Raw genomic sequence first — 19,567 nt, 5'->3', positions numbered from 1 at the left:
TCACCGCGCGCCGGCGTTTGCCCCACGTTCGCCCGCCCGTTCAAGCCGCACCTGGAGTGTCGTCGATGAAGATCCGGCTCGTTCCCGCGTTGCTGATCCTGCTCGTGGTCGCGGTGACCTTGCGGCTCGGCTTCTGGCAGCGCGACCGCGCGCATCAGAAAGAAGCACTCGAGGCACGCATCACGCAGTTCGAGAACGCGCCCGCGCAACCGGTCACCAGCGCGCCGGTCGCATTGAAGGACATCGAATTCCATCGCGTGAAAGCGCGCGGCACGTTTGTCGCTGACAAGGTCGTGTACCTCGATAATCGTCCGTATAACGACCAGCCGGGTTTTTACGTGGTGATGCCTTTTAAACTCGCCGGCGGCGGTTATGTGCTCGTCAATCGGGGCTGGTTGCCGCGTAACATCAATAATCGCGAGACGATCGCGCCGTACACTACGCCCCAGGGCGAAATCGAGATAGAAGGAATTGCGCGTGCGGATGCTTCGCGTGCGTTTGAACTGGGGCAGGGCGGATCGGCCGCGCATCAGGCGATTCGCCAGAATCTCGACGTCGCCGCGTATGCCGCCGAGACCGGACTGCCCTTGCAATCGTTCGTGATCCAGCAATTGAACGACGACGGCGACAAACTCGTGCGCGACTGGCCGGCTCCAACCAACGGCGTCGAGCGCAATTACGGCTACATGTTCCAGTGGTGGGGCATGGCGGTCGCGGCTTTGGCCTTCGGCCTGTACGCCGCGCGCCGCGCGGCCAGAAAACAGCAGGCGCCCATCGTGTGATGCGGCGCGTGCCCGGCGCGGCTCTCCACGACCTGGGCGAGCCGCACAAATTATTGAAAGAGGTTATGTAGTGTCGACGCCATCTCCCCGTTCGCAGCAAGCCCGCAAACCGACCGCCGCCAAGCCGATGCCCGGTCAGCCCAACGGCAAGGGCTCCTGGGAGCGCGGCCGCTGGATCCTGCTGCTGCTCGCGATCGTCTGCGCGGCCCCCATTGCCGTGTCCTATTTCATGTACTACGTGGTGAAGCCGAGCGGCGGCAGCACCAGTTACGGCGCGCTCGTCGAACCGCAGCGGCCGATTCCCGAGTCGCTCGTCGTCACCGGCGAAGACGGCAAACCGCTCAAACTCGACACCTTGCGTGGCCACTGGCTGCTGATCTCCGTCGACGACACCGCCTGCGACAAAGCATGCGTGACGAAGCTCTACTTCATGCGGCAAATCCGCGCGGCACAGGGCCCGGAACGCGAGCGCGTCGTAGAAGTGTGGCTGCGGACAGGTGCGGGCAACGTGGCGGACGTGATACAAAAGGCTTATCCCGACACCAACATGCTGCTTGCCGATCCGGCGCAGGTGTCGGCGTGGCTGCCGACCGCGAACGGCACCAAGGTCACCGACCACATCTATATGGTCGATCCGAACGGCAATCTGATGATGCGTTTCCCGAAAGATCCGAACCCGAGCAAGATCAAGGGCGACGTGACCAAGCTGCTGAAATGGTCGAGCATCGGCTGATGCCGCAACCAGGGTAATAGAAGATGTTCGTACTGCAATTGGGTCTCATCGGCTTGTGTATTGCGTTGTTGCCGCTGTCTTATGTGTGGGTCAAGGCCGACGACAACAAATTCCGCAAGCTCGTGTGGCTCACCACTTTCCTCACGCTCGACCTCGTGATGTTCGGCGGCTTCACGCGTCTGACCGACTCGGGGCTCGGCTGCCCGGATTGGCCCGGCTGCTATGGCACGTCGTCGCCATTTATCGCGCATGCGGCGATCACCGCCGCGCATCAGGCGATGCCCACCGGCCCCGTCAGCATGACCAAGGCGTGGATCGAAATGATCCACCGCTACTTCGCGATGGCGATCGGCGTGCTGATCATCGCGCAGACGGTGATTGCATGGATCGCGCGCATCAAGCGGCGTCCGCTGCACGTGTCGCCCTGGTGGCCGACTTCGCTGCTGCTGCTGATTCTCGTGCAAGGTGCGTTCGGCGCATGGACGGTGACAATGAAGCTGCAACCGGTCATCGTGACGACGCACTTGCTGCTCGGTCTCGCGCTGCTGGGCACGCTCGGCTGGCTCGCCGCGCGCCAGACGCCATTGCCCGCGTATGAGCCGGAAGCCGCGCGTTGGCGCGTCGCGGCGGTCGCGGGTCTCGTGCTGTTGATTGTGCAGATCGCGTTGGGCGGCTGGGTCAGCACGAACTACGCGGTGCTCGCGTGTACGGATTTCCCCACCTGCAACGGCCAATGGGTTCCGCCGATGGACTTCTCGCACGGTTTTCACCTTTGGCGTGCGCTCGGCATGACAAGCAGCGGCGACATGATCACGCAAGATGCACTGGTAGCGATTCACTGGACGCACCGCACCTTCGCGCTCGTGGTCGTCGGCTACCTCGTGTGGTTCGCGCTTCAATTGCGCCGCTTCGAGTCGCTGCGACGTCCGGCGAACGGCGTTTTGCTGGTGGTGCTGATCCAGTTCGTCACCGGATTGTCGAACATCGTTCTGCAATGGCCGCTGCCTATTGCGGTAGCTCATAACGGAGGCGCGGCGATCCTGTTGCTCCTGCTCGTTATGTTAAACTTTCGAATCGCTTATAGCCGTCCCGGCCGCGCCGTGTTGCCTGCGCGCGATGCCGCGCCAGCGTGACCCCACATGGACAGCACAACACTCCCTCATACGCCCGGCAGCCGGATCTCGCAGTACATTGCGCTGACCAAGCCGCGCGTCACGCAACTTGCCGTGTTCTGTGCCGTCATCGGCATGTTTCTGTCGACGCCCGGCATGGTGCCCTGGACGGTTCTGATCGGCGGCACCGTCGGCATCTGGCTGCTCGCCGGTGCGGCGTTTGCAATCAACTGCCTCGTCGAACAAAAAATCGACGCGAAAATGCGGCGCACGTCGTGGCGTCCGTCGGCGCGCGGCGAGATCACCACTACGCAAATTCTGCTGTTCTCCGCCGTGCTCGGCGGCCTTGGCATGTGGACGCTTTACACGTTCGCCAATCCGCTGACCATGTGGCTCACGCTCGCCACGTTCGTCGGCTATGCCGTCATCTATACGCTGCTGCTCAAGCCGGCCACGCCGCAGAACATCGTGATCGGCGGCGCGTCGGGTGCGATGCCACCGGCGCTCGGCTGGGCCGCCGTCACCGGTCAGGTGCCGGGCGACGCGTGGATTCTGGTGCTGATCATTTTCGTGTGGACGCCCCCGCACTTCTGGGCGCTCGCCTTGTACCGCCGCAAAGATTATGAAAACGCCGGCTTACCGATGCTGCCGAACACGCACGGCGAAAAGTACACGCGGCTGCATATTCTGTTGTACACAGTAATTCTGTTCGCCGTGACTATGATGCCGTTCATCTCCGGCATGAGCGGCGTGCTCTACCTTGCAGCGGCCGTAGTGCTCGGCGCGGTGTTTCTCGCCTATGCGTGGAAGATCTACCTCGAGTACTCCGACAATCTGGCGCGCCGGACCTTCCGATACTCGATCGTCTATCTGTCGCTGCTGTTTGCCGCGCTGCTGGTCGACCACTATGTGCGCGTTGTGATCGGCGCGTAATACCATGCTCAATACCCGCTTCGCGCGTGCGGCGCGTGCTGCTGTGATTGCGTGTGCGCTCGGCAGCGCATTGTTCGTGGCGGGCTGCGGCAAGCAGCCGCCAGCGTTCCAGAACCTGGACTTGACCGGCAATACCCAGTTTGGAAGCAACTTCTCGTTGCCGGACACGTCGGGCAAGATTCGCACAATGGCGGATTACAAAGGCAAGGTCGTCGTGCTGTTTTTCGGTTACACGCATTGCCCGGATGTTTGCCCCACCACGATGGCCGAGCTCTCACAAGCGCTGCAGCAACTCGGTCCCGAAGACGCCAAGCGCGTTCAAGTACTGTTCGTCACTGTCGATCCCGAGCGCGACACTGCCGCGCTGCTCGGGCAATACGTCTCCGCGTTTAATCCGACCTTCGTAGGCCTGCGTCCCGCTGACGAGGCACAGCTCAAAAAAGTGGCGAAAGACTTCCGCGTCTACTACGCGAAGGTGCCCGGCAAGACCCCCGACAGCTACACGATGGACCATACGGCGGCGAGCTATGTGTTCGACACCGAGGGCAAGCTGCGCCTTTTCGCGCGCGACGGCCAGGGCGCCGCGCCTTGGGTGCACGACATCAAGCTGCTGCTTGACTGACGTCGTGCTGTACATAAAAGACCTGCTCCAAGCTCAAACCGACATCGGCAGATTCAATCCCGGCGCAAGCCGTGTCGTCTTGAACTCGGTCACCTCGTAACGCGCGAGCTTCTGCACGGCGAACGGGTCGGTTGCGAGGATCGCATCCAGCCTGTCACGCTCGATGCGCACCGCCAGAATGATGCCGCCGTCGCGCGGCACTTTCGGTCCTGCGGCCACGAACACACCTGCTTCGAAATGCGTGGTCAGGAACGCACGGTGCGCTTCGAGCGCGTCGTCGATTCGTTCGAGTGAAGCGGTATAGATCAGGTTGATGACATACATGGGCGTCCTCGCAGGAGATTGAACGTACCGCGGATGCTCGCGGCAACGTTTCGAATTATCAGCCACAGCGTGGCGCTTCGCCGCCCGATCGCGCTTCGCATACCTATATGTGATTGCTGTATTTCACATCTCGCACGGCATATGAGACGATTTACGGTCCGGCCGGCGGCGCGCTCTGATCCCGCTGCTACCTGCGTGTCATCAGTGCCCGCGTCCGGCTATCACCCGAATCTCATGCGAACGATTCGATTAGAAACAGCGAGAATTACATGCAGCGCAGAAATATCCTCAAAGCCCTCTCCGCAGTGATCGCCGGCGCGGCGATCGTCACCAGCCTCGGCGCTCATGCCGACGACAAAGTCATCAAGGTCGGCACCATCGGCGGCCCGGACGCGCAGATCTGGGAAGTCGTCACCAAGGTGGCAAAGCGTGAAGGCCTGAACGTGAAGGTCGTCGAATTCAACGATTACGTGCAGCCGAACGCCGCGCTCGACGCAGGCGATCTCGACGCCAACAGCTTCCAGCATCAGCCGTATCTCGACAGCCAGATCAAGCAGCGTGGCTACAAGATTGTCAACGCGGGTCTCACCTACATCTCGCCGCTCGGCATCTACTCGAAGAAGCTGAAGTCGCTAAAGGATTTGCCGCAAGGCGCGAAGGTCGCTGTACCGAACGATCCGTCAAACGAGAACCGTGCGCTGCTGCTCCTGCAGACGCAAGGCGTGATCAAGCTGAGGGCCGGCGCGGGTACGAACGGCAACAATGCTACAGCGCTCGACGTCGCTGAGAATCCGAAGAAGATCAAACTGGTCGAACTCGATGCCGCGCAATTGCCGCGCTCGCTGGCCGATGTGGACGCAGCCGCGATCAACACGAATTTTGCACTTTCCGCCGGTCTGCAGCCGACCAAAGACGCGATTGCGCTCGAAGACATTCACAGCCCGTACGCGAACCTGATCGCGGTGCGCACCCAGGACAAGGACAAGCCGTGGGTGAAGAAGCTGGTTGCAGCGTATCAGTCGGAAGACGTGCGCCAGTTCATCAAGACGCAGTTCAAGGGTTCGGTGGTGCCGTCGTTCTAACGCGGCTCACAGTCCCAACTCCCACCGCTCGATCATCAGATCCTTGCCGAAACGGCGCTCCGGCGCCGTGCTGACGAGTTCGAAACCGGCGCGCTTGCACAGGCGCCGCGGCTCTTCCAATGCGCTGGCCGTGGTCAGCGTCAGTCTCGTGTAACCCGCGCGCCGCGCGAACCGCGTTGCTTCAGTCATCAAGCGTGTGCCGATGCCAAGATGCTGCACGTCCGGTTCGACCCACAAGAGGCGCACGCCGGCCACCGTCGTTGACACGGCGACGATGCACACCGCGCCCACCACCATGCCGTTGTGATCAGCGACGACGCATGTTTCGCGAATGCTATCGTTGCGTTGCGTGTAGTCGGCGACCACGCGCGCAAGCAGCCCTTCGAACGATCCGTCCCAACCATATTGCGCCGCGAACCACTGCGCTTGTCGATGCACGAGCCAGCCGCACTCGCCGGGGCGCGGCGCGCGCAGTTCGATGGCGCCCTGCTGCGGCTTGTCGCCGAGCAGTCTTTCAATAAGGTTCATCGCGGCAATCAACTGCTCCTGTGAGCCCGCGCCGAGTCCGCCGAGCAGGTCCAGCACTTCCTCAACAGCTGCCGAGTCGAGCGGCGCATAGGCTGCGTGGCCGTGAGCCGTCAGTTCGATTAGCGACTGGCGCGCGTCCGTTTCGGACGGCCGTCGCGTAATCAGATTGCGACGCTCGAAACTGGTGAGCAAGCGGCTCAGATAACCGCTGTCGAGTCCAAGCGCGCGGCCGAGCGCCGACGCCGTCTGCGCGCGTCCGCGCGACAGTTCGTGCAGCACGCGCACCTCCGTCAACGAGAACGTGCTGCGAGCCAGGCGCTCGTGCAGAGCGCCGATAAGCCGCGTGTAGAAGCGATTGAAATGGCGGACTGCCTGGGCCCGTCGCAGCGTCTCGGAATCGGTCAAATGCTGATCTCCCGTTCTTTTTATGGATTCGCATACCACTATATTGGAACGCGCCTTCCTTAACAAAATCATGCATTTGGCATAAGCCGCGCGGGGTTCGAAAACGGACGAACGTGCACTCTTTCAGACCTCGCGAACTGGATCGTAATTGGGTCTGCTACATGCTGAATTCGTCTCGAATACGGGTAAATCCTGGGCTCTCCGAACCCGCATGCGGACCATGTTCATCGGCCGCTCCGGCTTGATGGACAAGGCTTTGCGCCCGGTCATACCGGCATAGAACCAGTTCGTTGACTGGTATTATGTTGGTTATATAATGGGCTCTCATTTTTTGCAGGCCGAACCTTCCGCCACTGCCGCCGGAGCGCCATGGAAACTCGCTGGTCCGCACTCATGCCTGACGCTCGCAACGTCACGCCGCTGTATTTGCAGCTCGCGCGCAATCTGGCGACCGCGATCCATTGCGGGGTGTGGTCGGCCGGTGAAGCGTTGCCTTCGGAGCGGACGCTCTCGGACGCAATCGGCGTGTCGCGCATTACCGCGCGCAAGGCAATCGAACTGCTGGTCGAGCAGGGACTCATCCGGCGCGCGCGGGGCGCGGGCAGCTTCATCACGCCACGCGTCGAAGATCCGCTGTCGCGGCTCACCGGCTTCACCAAGAAGATGCAGCAGCGTGGCTTCCGTCCGGACTCGGTTTGGCTCGAGCGCGATATTCGCGCTGCCAATCGGGAAGAGCTGGTGCGCCTCGGTTTGTCGCCCGGCGCGGCAGTGGCGAGCCTGCGCCGGCTGCGCCGCGCGGACGGCATCGTGATGGCGGTCGAGCACTCGGCGCTTCCGGTCGCGATCGTTCCCGATCCGCAGGCAATCGGCGTTTCGCTTTACAGCTATCTGGAGCAACGCGGCGCAGCGGTTGTGCGCGCGTTGCAGCACTTTCGCGCGGTCAACGCTTCGAGCGAGATCGCTTCCCTCATGGATATCGAACCGCGCTCGGCGCTGCTGGTCATTACCCGTATCGGTTATAGCGCCGACCAGCGCGCAATCGAATTGACGGACACCTATTGCCGCGACGACTACTACGACTTCGTCGCTGAATTGCGGACCTGAGCGCCGCATCCAGGTGGGGCACACGGCCGCGTAAGCCGCGCGCCCGCGCCCCGCACCGCGCGCTCAGGCGCGATTGAGCCACCCCGTATCACGCCTTGCAAGAGAGACTCATGCTGACCGGAAACATACTCACCACCGACGGGTGGATTCACGGCACGCTCGAATTCGAAAACGGCCGCATCACGGCGATTACCGGCGAGCGTGTCGATCCCGCGACGAACGACGCTCCGTACATCCTGCCGGGCTTCATCGACCTGCACGTGCACGGTGGCGGCGGCGCCGACGTCATGGAAGCCGGTAACGCGATCGAAACGATCACACGCACTCATGCGCGCTACGGCACGACGAGTCTGCTGGCTACCACCATGACCGCGCCGCGCGACGAACTGATGAGCGTGGTCGCCGGTCTCGGCGACGTCGCGCGCGTGCGCACGCCAGGCTGCTCGCGAGTGCTCGGTGTACATCTGGAAGGGCCATACATCAACCCTGGCAAGCTGGGCGCGCAGCCCGATGCAGCCGTCTCCGCTGTGATGGACGAAGTGCTCAAGTATCTGTCCATCGCGCCGATTCGCGTCGTTACGCTGGCGCCTGAAATTGCCGGCCATATGGACATCATCTCGGAGATGGCGGCGCGCGGCGTGCGCGTACAGCTCGGCCATTCGCTCGGCACTTACGACGACGCCGTTGCCGCGCTCAAACACGGCGCGTGCGGCTTCACGCATCTTTTCAACGCGATGTCGCCGCTGCATCACCGCAATCCTGGCCTCGTCGGCGCGGCGCTCGCGCATGCCGAATTCGCCGAAATCATTCCCGACCTGCTGCACGTGCATCCGGGTGCGATCCGCGCCGCACTGCGCGCGATTCCGCGGCTGTACGTGGTCACGGACAGCACGTCGGCGACCGGCATGCCCGACGGCGAGTACCGCCTGGGCAGCCAGCACGTAACGAAGTGTCTCGGCGGCGTGCGTCTCGCCGACGGCACGCTCGCCGGCAGCACCCTGACCATGGATCAGGCGCTGCGCAATCTGGTGTCGATCGGTCTGCCGATCGCCGATGTATCAAACCGTTTGTCGCGCTACGCCGCCGACTACCTCGGCATCGAAGACCGCGGCCGCATCGCGCGCGGTGCATGGGCCGACGTCGTCGTGTTCGATCGTGAACTGGCGTTGAGCGCGACATACGTCGAAGGAGAAGCAATTGTCGAATATGCTTAAAGAGGCGTTGGCGTCCGCAGAAACGGTCGCCGCGCAACTCACGGACACCTCGCGCGTCGAGGCCCTGGCCGCCCGGCTCGCTCAGCAACCTCGCCATGTCGCGCTGACGGTCGCGCGCGGCAGTTCCGACCATGCGGCAAGTTACTTCGCAAGCCTGACGATGAGCCGCCTCGGCGTGCCGGTCGCGTCGCTGCCCATGTCGGTCGCGACGCTCCAACAGGCGCCGCTACAGGTTCGCGATCAGCTTGCACTGGCGTTCTCGCAATCGGGCAAGAGTCCTGATCTTGTCGGCACGATGCAGGCGTTGCGCGAGGCGGGCGCGTTGACGGTTGCCGCAGTCAACGCACCGGCTTCACCGCTCGCCGACGCGTGCGAGTGGCATCTGCCGCTCGTCGCGGGTCCTGAACTGAGCGTTGCCGCCACCAAAAGCTACATCGCGATGCTCTCGATTTCCGCGCAACTGGTTGCGCATTGGCAGCGCGATCCGGACTTGCTGGCTGCGTTGAACGCGCTGCCCGACGCGTTGCAGACCGCCGGCAAGCTCGACTGGTCGAAAGCCGTCGACGAACTGCGCGGCATCGAACGCATGATCGTGATCGGCCGCGGTCTCGGCCTTGCCGTCGCGCAGGAAGCCGCGTTGAAGCTGAAGGAAACCTCCGGCATTCAGGCAGAAGCGTTTTCTAGCGCGGAAGTGCGGCACGGTCCGATGGAACTGATCGACCGCGACTATCCGTTGCTGGTGTTCGCACCGCGCGGGCCGGAGCAGGCTGGTCTGCTGCAACTCGCGCGCGACATGCAGGCTCGCGGTGCTCGCGTTTTGCTTGCCGCTCCGTCCGATGTACCCGAAGCGACGCTGCCGCTCGCTACCACCGCTCACGCGGCGCTCGATCCGATCGCCGCCATCCTGTCCTTTTACGTGATGGCTGCGGGCCTTGCGGCCGCGCGCGGGCGCAATCCCGATGCGCCGCGCCATCTCAACAAAATCACCGAAACTCACTGACGAGAAATCAGATGCGACGTGTCGAGGAGTCCCGTTTAATGAGCCATTCTGAAGGCCATATTGTTTTGCTGGCGCCGATGACCGGTCCGGTCGTGCCGCTCGCGAACGTGCCCGACCCGGTGTTTTCGGGCGGCATGTTCGGTGACGGGATCGGCGTCGATCCGCTCGAGGGCCGACTCGTCGCGCCGTGCGAGGGAACCGTCACCCACCTTGCACGCACCGGCCACGCTGTGACGCTGGCCACGGCGGAGGGCGCCGAGATTCTGCTGCATATCGGTATCGACACTGTCGAGCTGAACGGCAAAGGCTTTGCGCCGATGATCGAGCAGGGCGCACACGTGCATGCCGGCGACGTGCTGATCGAGTTCGATCAGGATCAGATCGCCTTGCATGCGCCGAGCCTTGTTTCTGTCATCGCTATAGCCAACTCTGACGCGTTCGAAATCGTCGAGCGCGCGCAGGGCGGCATGCTGAAGGCGGGTGAAACGCCGCTGTTGTTGCTGCGTCCTCGCGACGGTGCGGCGGCCGACGCGTCTCGTCAGTTGAGCGCAACGAGCGTGACTGAGGAAGCGCGCGCGCAAGTCACACTGGTTCACGCGGGCGGCCTTCATGCACGGCCGGCAGCGCGTGCGCGTGAAGCGGCGCGCGGTTTCGATGCGCGTGTCGAGGTGCGTTACGAAGGGCGCAAGGCGGCAATCGAAAGCGTGGTTGGACTGCTGGGACTCGGCGCGGGTCAAGGCGCGACGGTGGAGCTACTCGGCGTGGGTCCGCAAGCCCGCGCCGCTGTAGACGCGATTGCTGACGAGCTGACGCGCGAGGCGCACGGCGAAGTCGAAGAGAAGCCTGCGCGGCAGAGTTCGCCCGCGCCGCAAACCGTGGCACCGGCGGCGGGCGAGACTCTCGCGCCGAACACGCTCGCCGGTGTCTGCGCGTCGCCGGGCGTGGCGATCGGCAAGCTGGTGTGCTGGGACGACGCGGACATCGATCCGCCTGAACAGGCAAGCGGCACGTCGGCTGCGGAAAGCCGTCTGCTCGACAAGGCGATTGCGACCGTCGACACCGACCTCGGCACGACGGTGCGCGACGCGTCGCAACGCGGTGCGGTCGGCGAGGCGGGTATTTTCGCGGTGCATCGCGTGTTGCTTGAAGACCCCACGCTGCTCGACGCCGCGCGCGATCTGATCAGTCTCGGCAAGAGTGCGGGCTTTGCGTGGCGCGAAGCGATTCGCGCACAGATAGCCATCCTTACTAATATCGAAGACGCGTTGCTCGCCGAACGTGCCGCCGATCTGCGCGACATCGAGAAACGCGTGCTGCGTGCGCTCGGCTATACGAATGCCGCAGCGCGCGCGCTCCCGGACGAAGCAGTGCTCGCCGCGGAAGAGTTCACGCCATCCGATTTGTCCGCACTGGATCGTTCACGCGTCACGGCGCTCGTGATGGCGCGCGGCGGTGCGACGTCGCACGCGGCGATTCTCGCGCGGCAGGCGGGCATTCCCGCGCTGGTCGCTATGGGCGATGCGCTGTATGCGATTCCCGAAGGCACGCAGGTCGTCGTCAACGCGACCACCGGTCGGCTGGAATTTGCCCCCACGGAGCTGGATGTCGAACGCGCGCGGCTCGAACGCAGCCGCCTTGCGGGTGTGCGCGAAGCGAATCGCCGTACGTCGCAGGAAGCTGCGGTCACGGCCGATGGCCGCGCGATCGAAGTCGCCGCGAACATCGCGACGCTCGACGACGCGAAAACGGCCGTGGAAAACGGCGCGGACTCGGTCGGCCTGCTGCGTACCGAACTGCTGTTCATTCACCGTGCAGCCGCGCCGACCACGGACGAGCATCGGCAGAGCTATCAAGGCATTGTCGACGCATTGAGCGGCCGCACCGCGATCATCCGCACGCTCGACGTCGGCGCGGACAAGGAAGTCGACTACCTCACGCTGCCGCCAGAGCCGAACCCCGCGCTCGGCTTGCGCGGCATTCGCCTCGCGCAGGTGCGCCCCGATCTGCTCGACGATCAGCTGCGCGGTCTGCTCTCCGTAAAGCCGTTTGGTGCCGTACGCATTTTGTTGCCCATGGTGACGGATGTGGGCGAGCTGATTCGCATCCGCAAACGGATCGACGAATTTGCTCGCGAGTTGGGCCGCACAGAGCCGATTGAAGTCGGCGTGATGATCGAGGTGCCGTCGGCGGCGCTGCTGGCCGACCAACTGTCGCAACACGCGGACTTCCTGTCGATCGGCACGAACGACCTGACGCAATACACGCTCGCCATGGACCGCTGTCAGGCCGATCTCGCCGCACAGTCCGACGGTCTGCATCCGGCCGTGCTGCGACTGATTGCAGCGACCGTGCAAGGCGCGAGCAAGCATGGCAAATGGGTCGGCGTATGCGGTGCGCTAGCGGGCGATCCGCTTGCGATGCCGCTGCTTGTCGGCCTCGGCGTAACCGAGCTTTCGGTGGACCCGGTTTCGGTGCCGGGCATCAAGGCGCGGGTGCGCAACCTCGATTATCAACTGTGCCGTCAACGCGCCCAGGACGCGCTGGCGCTCGAATCGGCGCAGGCGGTAAGAGCAGTAAGCCGCGAAACGTGGCCGTTGGACTGAACCCCGCACGGTACGCAACGCTACATAACTCACGACGTTCGTCGACAACGAGACAAGGATTGGAGGTATCAATGGATGGGAATCCGTTTCTGAAGATTCAGCGCCTGGGACGCGCGCTGATGCTGCCTATCGCGGTGCTGCCGGTTGCCGGCCTGCTGCTGCGCCTCGGCCAGCCCGATGTGTTCAACATCAAGATGATCGCCGACGCCGGCGGCGCGATCTTCGACAACCTGCCGCTGCTGTTTGCAATCGGCGTGGCGGTCGGCTTCGCGAAGGACAACAACGGCGTCGCGGGTCTCGCGGGCGCGATCGGTTATCTGATCGAAGTCGCGGTGATGAAGGACATCAACGACAAGCTGAATATGGGCGTGTTGTCGGGGATCGTGGCGGGTATCGTGGCCGGCTTGCTGTACAACCGCTACAAGGACATCAAGCTGCCGGACTACCTGGCGTTCTTCGGAGGGAAACGCTTCGTGCCGATCGTCACGGGCGTGGTCTGTCTCGCGCTCGGCATTCTGTTCGGCTATGTGTGGCAACCGGTGCAGAGCGTGATCGATACAGCCGGCCATTGGCTGACCACGGCGGGCGCGCTCGGCGCATTCGTGTTCGGCGTGCTGAACCGGCTGCTGCTCGTGACGGGTTTGCATCACATCCTGAACTCGCTGACGTGGTTCGTGTTCGGCACCTTCACGCCGCCGGGCGGCGCCGCCGTGACGGGCGACCTGCATCGCTTTTTCGCCGGCGATCCGACTGCCGGAACGTTCATGACGGGCTTTTTCCCGGTCATGATGTTCGGCTTGCCGGCCGCATGTCTCGCGATGTTCCATGAAGCGCCGAAAGAGCGCCGCGCGATCGTGGGCGGTCTGCTGTTTTCCATGGCGCTTACGTCGTTTCTGACGGGCGTCACGGAGCCGATCGAGTTCAGCTTCATGTTCCTCGCGCCGGTGCTGTACGTGATCCATGCGCTGTTGACGGGTCTTGCCCTTGCAATCTGTTCGGCGCTCGGCATTCACCTCGGCTTCACGTTCTCCGCGGGCGCAATCGACTACGTGCTGAACTACGGCCTTTCGACCAAGGGCTGGCTGGCCATTCCGGTCGGCATCGTGTATGCGGTGGTGTACTACGGCCTGTTCCGCTTCTTCATCCGCAAGTTCAACATGGCGACGCCGGGCCGTGAACCCGCCGCTGCCGACGAACAAGTCGATTCGTTCGCGGCCGGCGGTTTCGTTTCGCCCGTGGCAGGCGCTGCCGTCCCGCGCGCGCAGCGTTATATCGCGGCGCTCGGCGGCGCGGCGAATCTCTCGGTGGTGGATGCGTGCACGACGCGTCTGCGTCTGTCCGTGGTGGACTCCGGCAAGGTGTCGGAGAACGAACTGAAGACCATCGGCGCGCGCGGCGTGCTCAAGCGCGGCGCGACGAACGTACAGGTCATTATCGGACCGGAAGCGGACATCATCGCTGATGAAATTCGGACTGCGATGGAGCGGGGCGGTAACGATGCCGGTGTGGTGAAGCCGGCTGCATCCGCTGCTGCGCCGGCTGCGGTTTCGACTTCGGCTGCACCTTCGGCGACGGTGGGTGGTGCTTCGGCTGCCGCAAATGGTCCGCTCGATCCCGATCCATTGCGCTGGCTGGCGGTGTTTGGCGGCGCCGGCAACGTGAAGTCGCTCGACGCAGTGGCGGCGACGCGTCTGCGTATCGTCGTTCAGGATCCGTCGGCGGTGGATCGTCAGCGTCTCGCGACGCTCGACACGGCGTGGGTTGCGGCGGATACGGTCCATATCGTCGTCGGCGATGCGGCGCGGCGTTACGCGCAAGCACTGGCAACGCGCATGCCGGCCAGCGGCGGCGCGGCGCCTTTGCCTGCGTGACCGACAGGCGTGGCGGCGAAGCGCTCAAGGCGCTTCATGCCACGCGATGCGGCGATGCGGTTAGCGCGGGTCCACCGAGCCCCCGACCAGCAGCGCAATAAGAAAGCGGCACCTCGATCCGAGGTGCCGCTTTGCGTTTACCGGCGCCATGCCGGACAAACTACTCGTTAGCGTGCGGTACGCCGACCCTTCTCGCGTAGCCGGCGCGTGTGCCCATTTGCCGCAGCCCGGGAACGACGCAAAAAAAAGCCCCGCCGTCTTGCGAGGCAGGGCTTTGGACTTCAGCGCTTCTTTTTTGGCTCACCGGCTTACACCACGCCGATCTGTCCGTTGACGAGCGTTACGCGTATTCGGTCAGCGCACCGCGCATCTTCTTCATTGCGCTAGCTTCGATCTGACGAATACGCTCAGCCGAGACGCCGAACTCGTCGGCCAGTTCGTGTAGCGTCGAGCCGCCCGAACCGTCGTCTTCGACCTTCAGCCAGCGAGCTTCGATGATGCGGCGGCTGCGGGCGTCGAGTGCCTCCAGTGCCGTCGCGATACCGTCGCTTTGCAGCTTGTCGCGTTGACGCGAGGCCAGTACCGCGGTCGGCTCGCTATGCGAGTCGGCGAGATACGCGATCGGCGCATACGACTCTTCGCCGTCTTCAACCTGGCCTTCCAGTGCGATGTCGCCGCCGGAGAGGCGCGTTTCCATCTCGGCTACTTCTTCGCGCTTGACGTTCAACTCTTTGGCGAGTCCTTCGATCTCGTCCGGCGTGAAAGCGCCCAAGCCTTGTTTATGGCTGCGCAGGTTGAAGAACAGCTTGCGCTGCGCCTTCGTTGTGGCGACCTTCACCATGCGCCAGTTGCGCAGGATGTATTCGTGGATCTCCGCCTTGATCCAGTGCATGGCGTACGACACGAGACGTACGTTCTGCTCCGGATCGAAGCGCTTCACGGCCTTCATCAGGCCGATGTTGCCTTCCTGGATCAGGTCGGCGTGCGGCAGCCCATAGCCCAGATAGTTGCGCGCGATCGAGACGACCAGCCGCAGGTGCGACAGCACGAGGCGGCGTGCAGCCTCGAGGTTGTCGTGCTCGCGGAATTCTGTGGCGAACTGGCGTTCTTCTGCCGGCGTCAGCATCGGAATCCGATTTACGGCCTGGATGTAGGCGTCGATGTTGCCCAGTTGACCGGGCAGCAGGGAGGAATGCGAGAGCGCCAGCGCACCTGCCGGAGCGGCCTTAGCCGACGACGGGCTCAGAGTACTCGGAAGGGTCAATGCATGGCTCACGTTTAAAACTCCTTTGGAATCAGGCAAAAGCTTGTTCAGGTAACGACTCCAGCGTTGGATGTTAGCACTCTCGATTTCCGAGTGCTAATACTTAGAGCCCATAGGGGCATCCAAGTTCCGTTGTTTCCTATTGAATTTCAACTTTCAATAGTCATCATACTCGCCTTCGGCGGCCAGCGCTGCTGCCGTAGAAATTACCTAACAAACACCATTCACTTTCACTTTCGACCGATTTTTGCACTTTATGATGTATGTAATTGCGAAAATTTAAGTTTCTTAACAGGATCCACCGCCTTCAGATTGTCTTTAGAATACGCAAACTGTTACAGAATGTTCAACTTGCTGAGCGCGGGTATCAGATGGACAACAAAAAGAATGTCTTCCGTGGTCTGGCTCTAAAAACTGCGTGCGCGGCTCTGCTGCTCACGCTTTCCGGCGTCGCCGCCGCTGATCAGTTCGGAGTCCAGGTCACCGGAGCTCTAGGGGATCATCATGTCAAGAAACTGGACCTCGGGCTCGTGTGGGACCCGAATCTCACGTGGTGGCAGATCGGCGACTGGCATTTCGCGCTGATCGGCGAGGCCCATGTTGCCTGGTGGCACACGAACGAAGGCAATGTGCATGAGAACATCGGCGAGATCGGTGTGACGCCTATCATTCGCTTCATTAAAGGATCCGGATCGATCCGGCCTTTCGTCGAAGCGGGCGCGGGTGTGCGCTTGTTGTCGAGCCCGAGAATTTCTTCGACTTTCACACTGTCCACTGCGTTCCAGTTCGCCGATATGGCGGGTGTGGGCATGCAGTTCGGCGCCCATCAGCAGTACCAGGCGGGCTACCGCTTCCAGCATGTTTCGAATGGCGGTATCAAAGAGCCGAATCCTGGTATAAATTTCCACCAGCTATACCTGCAATATAACTTCTGACGACCGTGGCCGCGTCTGGCTCACCGGTGCAAGGGGCTGAGCAATGGCGGCAAAGACAATCGAGGCGATCCGCGGGCTGGAACGCGAACGCTTCCGCGCGATGGTCGACGGCGACGGTCAATCGCTCGACGCGCTGCTCGCAGAGAACGTGAGCTACGTGCACACGAACGGCAAGCGCGAGACGAAGCGGCAGTTCATCGACGGCATTACCGCCGGGCGCCGCCGCTATCGGCAAATCGAAGTGCAGTCGCAAGATGTGCTGCCGGTCGGCCGCGAAACCTGCGTCGTGACCGGTCGCGCGCTGATCGAGATGGAAGCGAATAGCGGCGCACTGCTTTTTCCCATTGCCTACACGGCAATCCACACGCAGGAAGACGGCCAGTGGCGCCTCATTGCATGGCAGGCGACGCGTTGCGCGATTGAGTGAGCTTCAGTGCGCGGGCGTTCTAGCGACGTCGGCAATCAACTCGACTTGCCTCTCTATCGCGCTTGGCACCGGCGCCTCGCCGCGCAGCACGGCGCCGATCCATGCCGCTGTCGTCGCGGCATCGCGTGCTTCGGGCAACTCGACCTCAGGTGCGTCGCGCGACGAGCGTTCATGCGGCACTCGCGTTTCGCAGATCCCGTCGTGCAGCCAGTCCACCTGCACCTGACGCCGGGTGTCGGCGACCGCTTCGCCCTCCGTGCCGCGCGCGAGCAAAGCGCCGCCGGCCGCCGCGTCCGGATGGCTGCTAAATAGCTGCGTGAGGCTGTCCCGATACGGCGGATGCGTGTAGTTCACGAGACGCAGCCCGGCGGGCGCGAACGGCTGCAGAATCTTGACGAGCGTATGCGTCGAATTGCGCACGCCCATGCGCCGCCGCAGCCCGAGCAGACGTGCAAGCTTTGGCGCGAGCACGTCGATCGGCGCAAACGCGAGACGGCGCTCTGCAAGCCCGTCTTCAATGTCGTCGTGCGAGGTCGCGTGCGGTATCCGCAGATGCGTGAAAATTTCGGCGCTCGTCACGCGACCGGGATCGTCGGTGATGCCGTGCACGAGGACCGGCACCCCTTCACGCGCCAGCAACAGCGCAAGCAGCGGCACGAGGTTCGGCTGTTTGCGCGCGCCGTTATAGCTGGGGATCGACACGGGCCGGAACTCGCCGGGACGCAGATGAACCGGCTCGAACGACGCATGGGCGCCCGCCAGCATCGCCGCGAGTTCGTCGGCGGTTTCACCTTTCACACGATAAGCGAGCAGCACCGCGCCCAGTTCCAGTTCACCGACGCGGCCGTCGAGCATGGCGGTGTAGAGCGCGCGCGTATCGTCGGCCGTGAGCGCGCGTGCTCCGTTCGGCCCGCGGCCGATTTCCTTGATGAAGCGGGCACAGGGGAACGGGTTGGCGGTGTCGGCGGAGTCTGTCATGAGCGCAATTGACGTGCTGGCGTGCCGCCGTCGGGACGGTACGCCACGGTATTCAAGGGACGTTATCTGGTGTGAGTATCGCATCTATAGCCGTCCGGCGAGACGCGCGCATTGACGCGCCGCTCTCCGGAACCCTTGCCTGACTTGCGCGCGTCGCCTTCTACCGCGCGTTACACTCGCTGTTTTATCGCCGCACTGCGGCTCATATCGAAGAACGGAGAACCGGATGAGTTACGTATTTGCACCGGCACCGGTGGTCGCAGTGCCGGTTGTCGGGTCCAGCGAGCAGTTCCCTGTGCGTCGCATTTATTGCGTCGGCCGCAATTACGAGGCGCATGCCCGCGAGATGGGTCATGATCCCGACCGCGAGCCACCGTTTTTCTTCAGCAAGCCGGCAGATGCCGTCCTGTATGTACCGCCGGGCGAGACCGGCGAGTTTCCGTATCCGACGCTATCTAAGAACGTCCACTTCGAAATGGAGCTCGTCGCGGCGATCGGTAAAGGCGGCAAAAATATCTCTGCGGACAGCGCGCTGGATCACGTCTACGGCTATGCGCTCGGTCTCGACATGACGCGCCGCGACCTGCAGGCCGAGGCGAAGAAGCTAGGTCGTCCGTGGGACACCGCAAAGGGTTTCGATGAATCCGCGCCGCTCGGCCCGATTCATCCGGTGTCGAGCGTCGGCCACATCGGGAAGGGCGCGATCTGGCTGTCTGTGAACGGTGAGGAGAAGCAACGCTCGGATGTGTCGCAACTCATCTGGTCGGTGGGCGAAACCATTGCCTACCTTTCGACGTTGTTCGAGTTGCAGCCGGGCGATCTGATTTTCACCGGCACGCCCGAAGGCGTCGGCGCGGTGGTGCAGGGCGATCTGATGAAAGGCGGCGTGGACGGACTGGGCGAATTCAGCGTGCGCGTCGTCTGAAGCAGTTTTGGGAGGAGACAACGACATGAAGCTCTACAGCTATTTTCGCAGCTCGGCGTCGTATCGGGTGCGGATCGCGCTCAACGTGAAGAACCTGCCCTACGAGTATGTACCTGTACATCTCGTGCGAGACGGTGGCGAGCAGCTAAAGCCGGAATACCGCGCTGTCAACGTGGACGGCATCGTCCCCACGTTGATCGACGGCCATGAGGTGATGCCGCAGTCGCTCGCTATCATCGAATATCTGGAAGAAACGCATCCCGAGCCGCCGCTTTTGCCGAAGGCGCCCGCCGACCGTGCATATGTGCGCTCGCTCGCGTTGCAGGTGGCGTGCGAGATTCATCCGCTCAACAATCTGCGTGTGCTGAAGTATCTGAAACACACGCTGCGCGTGGAGAACGACGCGAAAGACGCCTGGTACCGGCATTGGGTGGACACAGGCTTTGCGACGCTGGAGGCTCATCTGGCGAGCGACGGGCGCACCGGCAAGCTTTGTTTCGGCGACGAGCCGACCCTCGCGGACGCGTGCCTGATTCCGCAGGTGTTCAACGCGCAGCGCTTCAACGTCGATACGTCGAAATATCCGACTATCCAGCGCATTTACGACCACGCGATGCAAATCGACGCATTCGCGCGCGCCGCGCCCGGCGTGCAGCCAGACGCCGAATGAGCCGCACCGAGTTGCCGGTGTAAAAAGGGCACTCCGAAGAGTGCCCTTTTTGTGA

At 63.0% G+C, this 19,567-nt stretch carries 19 protein-coding genes; 15 read left to right on the top strand and 4 right to left on the bottom strand.

Translation table 11 applies throughout. The annotated features are described in order from the left end of the window. Positions 1-65 precede the first annotated feature (65 nt). The 5 genes from H281_RS0110280 (at position 66) to H281_RS0110260 (ending at position 4,182) form a co-directional block, all read left to right on the top strand. Positions 66-782 carry an SURF1 family protein gene (locus H281_RS0110280; RefSeq protein WP_020067026.1) on the top strand — a complete coding sequence of 239 codons (717 nt, stop codon included), beginning with the start codon at positions 66-68 and terminating at the stop codon, positions 780-782. A gap of 70 nt (positions 783-852) precedes the next feature. After that, positions 853-1,515 carry an SCO family protein gene (locus H281_RS0110275; protein ID WP_027804470.1) on the top strand — a complete coding sequence of 221 codons (663 nt, stop codon included), beginning with the start codon at positions 853-855 and terminating at the stop codon, positions 1,513-1,515. A 23-nt stretch (positions 1,516-1,538) separates the two neighbouring features. After that, positions 1,539-2,648: a COX15/CtaA family protein gene (locus H281_RS0110270; protein WP_020067024.1), complete on the top strand. Its 1,110-nt coding sequence runs from the start codon at positions 1,539-1,541 to the stop codon at positions 2,646-2,648. Positions 2,649-2,654: 6 nt separating this feature from the next. Continuing rightward, a complete protein-coding gene (gene cyoE / locus H281_RS0110265) occupies positions 2,655-3,560 on the top strand; it encodes a heme o synthase (protein ID WP_020067023.1) in 906 nt (301 codons plus the stop codon). A 4-nt stretch (positions 3,561-3,564) separates the two neighbouring features. Next, a complete protein-coding gene (locus H281_RS0110260; protein ID WP_020067022.1) occupies positions 3,565-4,182 on the top strand; it encodes an SCO family protein in 618 nt (205 codons plus the stop codon). A 33-nt stretch (positions 4,183-4,215) separates the two neighbouring features. On the opposite strand, the gene H281_RS0110255 is transcribed toward H281_RS0110260, so the two are convergent. Then, positions 4,216-4,506, bottom strand: coding sequence for a YciI family protein (locus tag H281_RS0110255; protein ID WP_020067021.1), 291 nt, complete (start codon positions 4,504-4,506; stop codon positions 4,216-4,218). 269 nt (positions 4,507-4,775) lie between these two features. Between H281_RS0110255 and H281_RS0110250 the strand changes: the two genes are divergently transcribed. Further along, complete coding sequence (locus H281_RS0110250) at positions 4,776-5,588, top strand: MetQ/NlpA family ABC transporter substrate-binding protein (protein WP_020067020.1); 813 nt, start codon at positions 4,776-4,778, stop codon at positions 5,586-5,588. Between the two features lie 6 nt (positions 5,589-5,594). On the opposite strand, the gene H281_RS0110245 is transcribed toward H281_RS0110250, so the two are convergent. Then, positions 5,595-6,521: a bifunctional helix-turn-helix transcriptional regulator/GNAT family N-acetyltransferase gene (locus H281_RS0110245; protein ID WP_020067019.1), complete on the bottom strand. Its 927-nt coding sequence runs from the start codon at positions 6,519-6,521 to the stop codon at positions 5,595-5,597. 369 nt (positions 6,522-6,890) lie between these two features. On the opposite strand from H281_RS0110245, the gene H281_RS0110240 reads away from it, so the two are divergent. The 5 genes from H281_RS0110240 (at position 6,891) to nagE (ending at position 14,313) form a co-directional block, all read left to right on the top strand. Then, a complete protein-coding gene (locus H281_RS0110240) occupies positions 6,891-7,625 on the top strand; it encodes a GntR family transcriptional regulator (protein ID WP_020067018.1) in 735 nt (244 codons plus the stop codon). 110 nt (positions 7,626-7,735) lie between these two features. Next, positions 7,736-8,839 (top strand): N-acetylglucosamine-6-phosphate deacetylase, encoded by a 1,104-nt coding sequence (gene nagA, locus H281_RS0110235; RefSeq protein WP_020067017.1) that lies wholly within the window; start codon positions 7,736-7,738, stop codon positions 8,837-8,839. Next, entirely contained in the window at positions 8,832-9,839 is a 1,008-nt protein-coding gene (locus H281_RS0110230; RefSeq protein ID WP_020067016.1) for an SIS domain-containing protein, read from the top strand. Before nagA ends, H281_RS0110230 begins: the two co-directional genes overlap by 8 nt. Positions 9,840-9,877: 38 nt before the next feature. Then, the gene (ptsP, locus tag H281_RS0110225; RefSeq protein WP_020067015.1) at positions 9,878-12,442 is read left to right on the top strand and encodes a phosphoenolpyruvate--protein phosphotransferase; all 2,565 of its coding nucleotides are present in this window, start codon (positions 9,878-9,880) and stop codon (positions 12,440-12,442) included. A 71-nt stretch (positions 12,443-12,513) separates the two neighbouring features. Then, positions 12,514-14,313, top strand: a complete 1,800-nt coding sequence (gene nagE / locus H281_RS0110220) for an N-acetylglucosamine-specific PTS transporter subunit IIBC (protein WP_020067014.1) — start codon at positions 12,514-12,516, stop codon at positions 14,311-14,313. A gap of 340 nt (positions 14,314-14,653) precedes the next feature. On the opposite strand, the gene rpoH is transcribed toward nagE, so the two are convergent. Then, the gene (gene rpoH / locus H281_RS0110215; protein ID WP_020067013.1) at positions 14,654-15,589 is read right to left on the bottom strand and encodes an RNA polymerase sigma factor RpoH; all 936 of its coding nucleotides are present in this window, start codon (positions 15,587-15,589) and stop codon (positions 14,654-14,656) included. Positions 15,590-15,948: 359 nt separating this feature from the next. Here rpoH and H281_RS0110210 point away from each other — a divergent pair, with 359 nt between their 5' ends. Further along, positions 15,949-16,512, top strand: coding sequence for an acyloxyacyl hydrolase (locus tag H281_RS0110210; protein ID WP_020067012.1), 564 nt, complete (start codon positions 15,949-15,951; stop codon positions 16,510-16,512). Positions 16,513-16,555: 43 nt separating this feature from the next. Continuing rightward, positions 16,556-16,939 (top strand): nuclear transport factor 2 family protein, encoded by a 384-nt coding sequence (locus H281_RS0110205; RefSeq protein ID WP_020067011.1) that lies wholly within the window; start codon positions 16,556-16,558, stop codon positions 16,937-16,939. Between the two features lie 3 nt (positions 16,940-16,942). Here H281_RS0110205 and ybiB read toward each other — a convergent pair whose 3' ends face one another. Further along, positions 16,943-17,917, bottom strand: a complete 975-nt coding sequence (gene ybiB / locus H281_RS0110200) for a DNA-binding protein YbiB (protein WP_020067010.1) — start codon at positions 17,915-17,917, stop codon at positions 16,943-16,945. A 226-nt stretch (positions 17,918-18,143) separates the two neighbouring features. Here ybiB and H281_RS0110195 point away from each other — a divergent pair, with 226 nt between their 5' ends. Beyond that, entirely contained in the window at positions 18,144-18,842 is a 699-nt protein-coding gene (locus H281_RS0110195) for a fumarylacetoacetate hydrolase family protein (RefSeq protein ID WP_020067009.1), read from the top strand. Between the two features lie 25 nt (positions 18,843-18,867). After that, positions 18,868-19,512 (top strand): maleylacetoacetate isomerase, encoded by a 645-nt coding sequence (maiA, locus tag H281_RS0110190; protein WP_020067008.1) that lies wholly within the window; start codon positions 18,868-18,870, stop codon positions 19,510-19,512. The last annotated feature ends 55 nt before the right edge of the window (positions 19,513-19,567 follow it).

The sequence above is a fragment of the Paraburkholderia caledonica genome, from assembly GCF_000383275.1.
Taxonomy (GTDB): Bacteria; Pseudomonadota; Gammaproteobacteria; order Burkholderiales; family Burkholderiaceae; genus Paraburkholderia; species Paraburkholderia caledonica.
The sequence above is the reverse complement of the archived record's forward strand: the minus strand, read 5'-3'. Positions and strand labels throughout refer to the sequence as shown.

What these genes read in the sequence shown, in the direction of transcription:
- H281_RS0110270 (WP_020067024.1), top strand. Translation starts at nt 1,539, where the DNA reads ATGTTCGTACTGCAATTGGGTCTCATCGGCTTGTGTATTGCGTTGTTG.
- H281_RS0110230 (WP_020067016.1), top strand. Translation starts at nt 8,832, where the DNA reads ATGCTTAAAGAGGCGTTGGCGTCCGCAGAAACGGTCGCCGCGCAACTC.
- H281_RS0110260 (WP_020067022.1), top strand. Translation starts at nt 3,565, where the DNA reads ATGCTCAATACCCGCTTCGCGCGTGCGGCGCGTGCTGCTGTGATTGCG.
- H281_RS0110240 (WP_020067018.1), top strand. Translation starts at nt 6,891, where the DNA reads ATGGAAACTCGCTGGTCCGCACTCATGCCTGACGCTCGCAACGTCACG.
- maiA (WP_020067008.1), top strand. Translation starts at nt 18,868, where the DNA reads ATGAAGCTCTACAGCTATTTTCGCAGCTCGGCGTCGTATCGGGTGCGG.
- H281_RS0110210 (WP_020067012.1), top strand. Translation starts at nt 15,949, where the DNA reads ATGGACAACAAAAAGAATGTCTTCCGTGGTCTGGCTCTAAAAACTGCG.
- cyoE (WP_020067023.1), top strand. Translation starts at nt 2,655, where the DNA reads ATGGACAGCACAACACTCCCTCATACGCCCGGCAGCCGGATCTCGCAG.
- nagE (WP_020067014.1), top strand. Translation starts at nt 12,514, where the DNA reads ATGGATGGGAATCCGTTTCTGAAGATTCAGCGCCTGGGACGCGCGCTG.
- H281_RS0110255 (WP_020067021.1), bottom strand. Translation starts at nt 4,506, where the DNA reads ATGTATGTCATCAACCTGATCTATACCGCTTCACTCGAACGAATCGAC.
- ybiB (WP_020067010.1), bottom strand. Translation starts at nt 17,917, where the DNA reads ATGACAGACTCCGCCGACACCGCCAACCCGTTCCCCTGTGCCCGCTTC.
- H281_RS0110205 (WP_020067011.1), top strand. Translation starts at nt 16,556, where the DNA reads ATGGCGGCAAAGACAATCGAGGCGATCCGCGGGCTGGAACGCGAACGC.
- ptsP (WP_020067015.1), top strand. Translation starts at nt 9,878, where the DNA reads ATGAGCCATTCTGAAGGCCATATTGTTTTGCTGGCGCCGATGACCGGT.
- nagA (WP_020067017.1), top strand. Translation starts at nt 7,736, where the DNA reads ATGCTGACCGGAAACATACTCACCACCGACGGGTGGATTCACGGCACG.
- H281_RS0110250 (WP_020067020.1), top strand. Translation starts at nt 4,776, where the DNA reads ATGCAGCGCAGAAATATCCTCAAAGCCCTCTCCGCAGTGATCGCCGGC.
- H281_RS0110280 (WP_020067026.1), top strand. Translation starts at nt 66, where the DNA reads ATGAAGATCCGGCTCGTTCCCGCGTTGCTGATCCTGCTCGTGGTCGCG.
- H281_RS0110195 (WP_020067009.1), top strand. Translation starts at nt 18,144, where the DNA reads ATGAGTTACGTATTTGCACCGGCACCGGTGGTCGCAGTGCCGGTTGTC.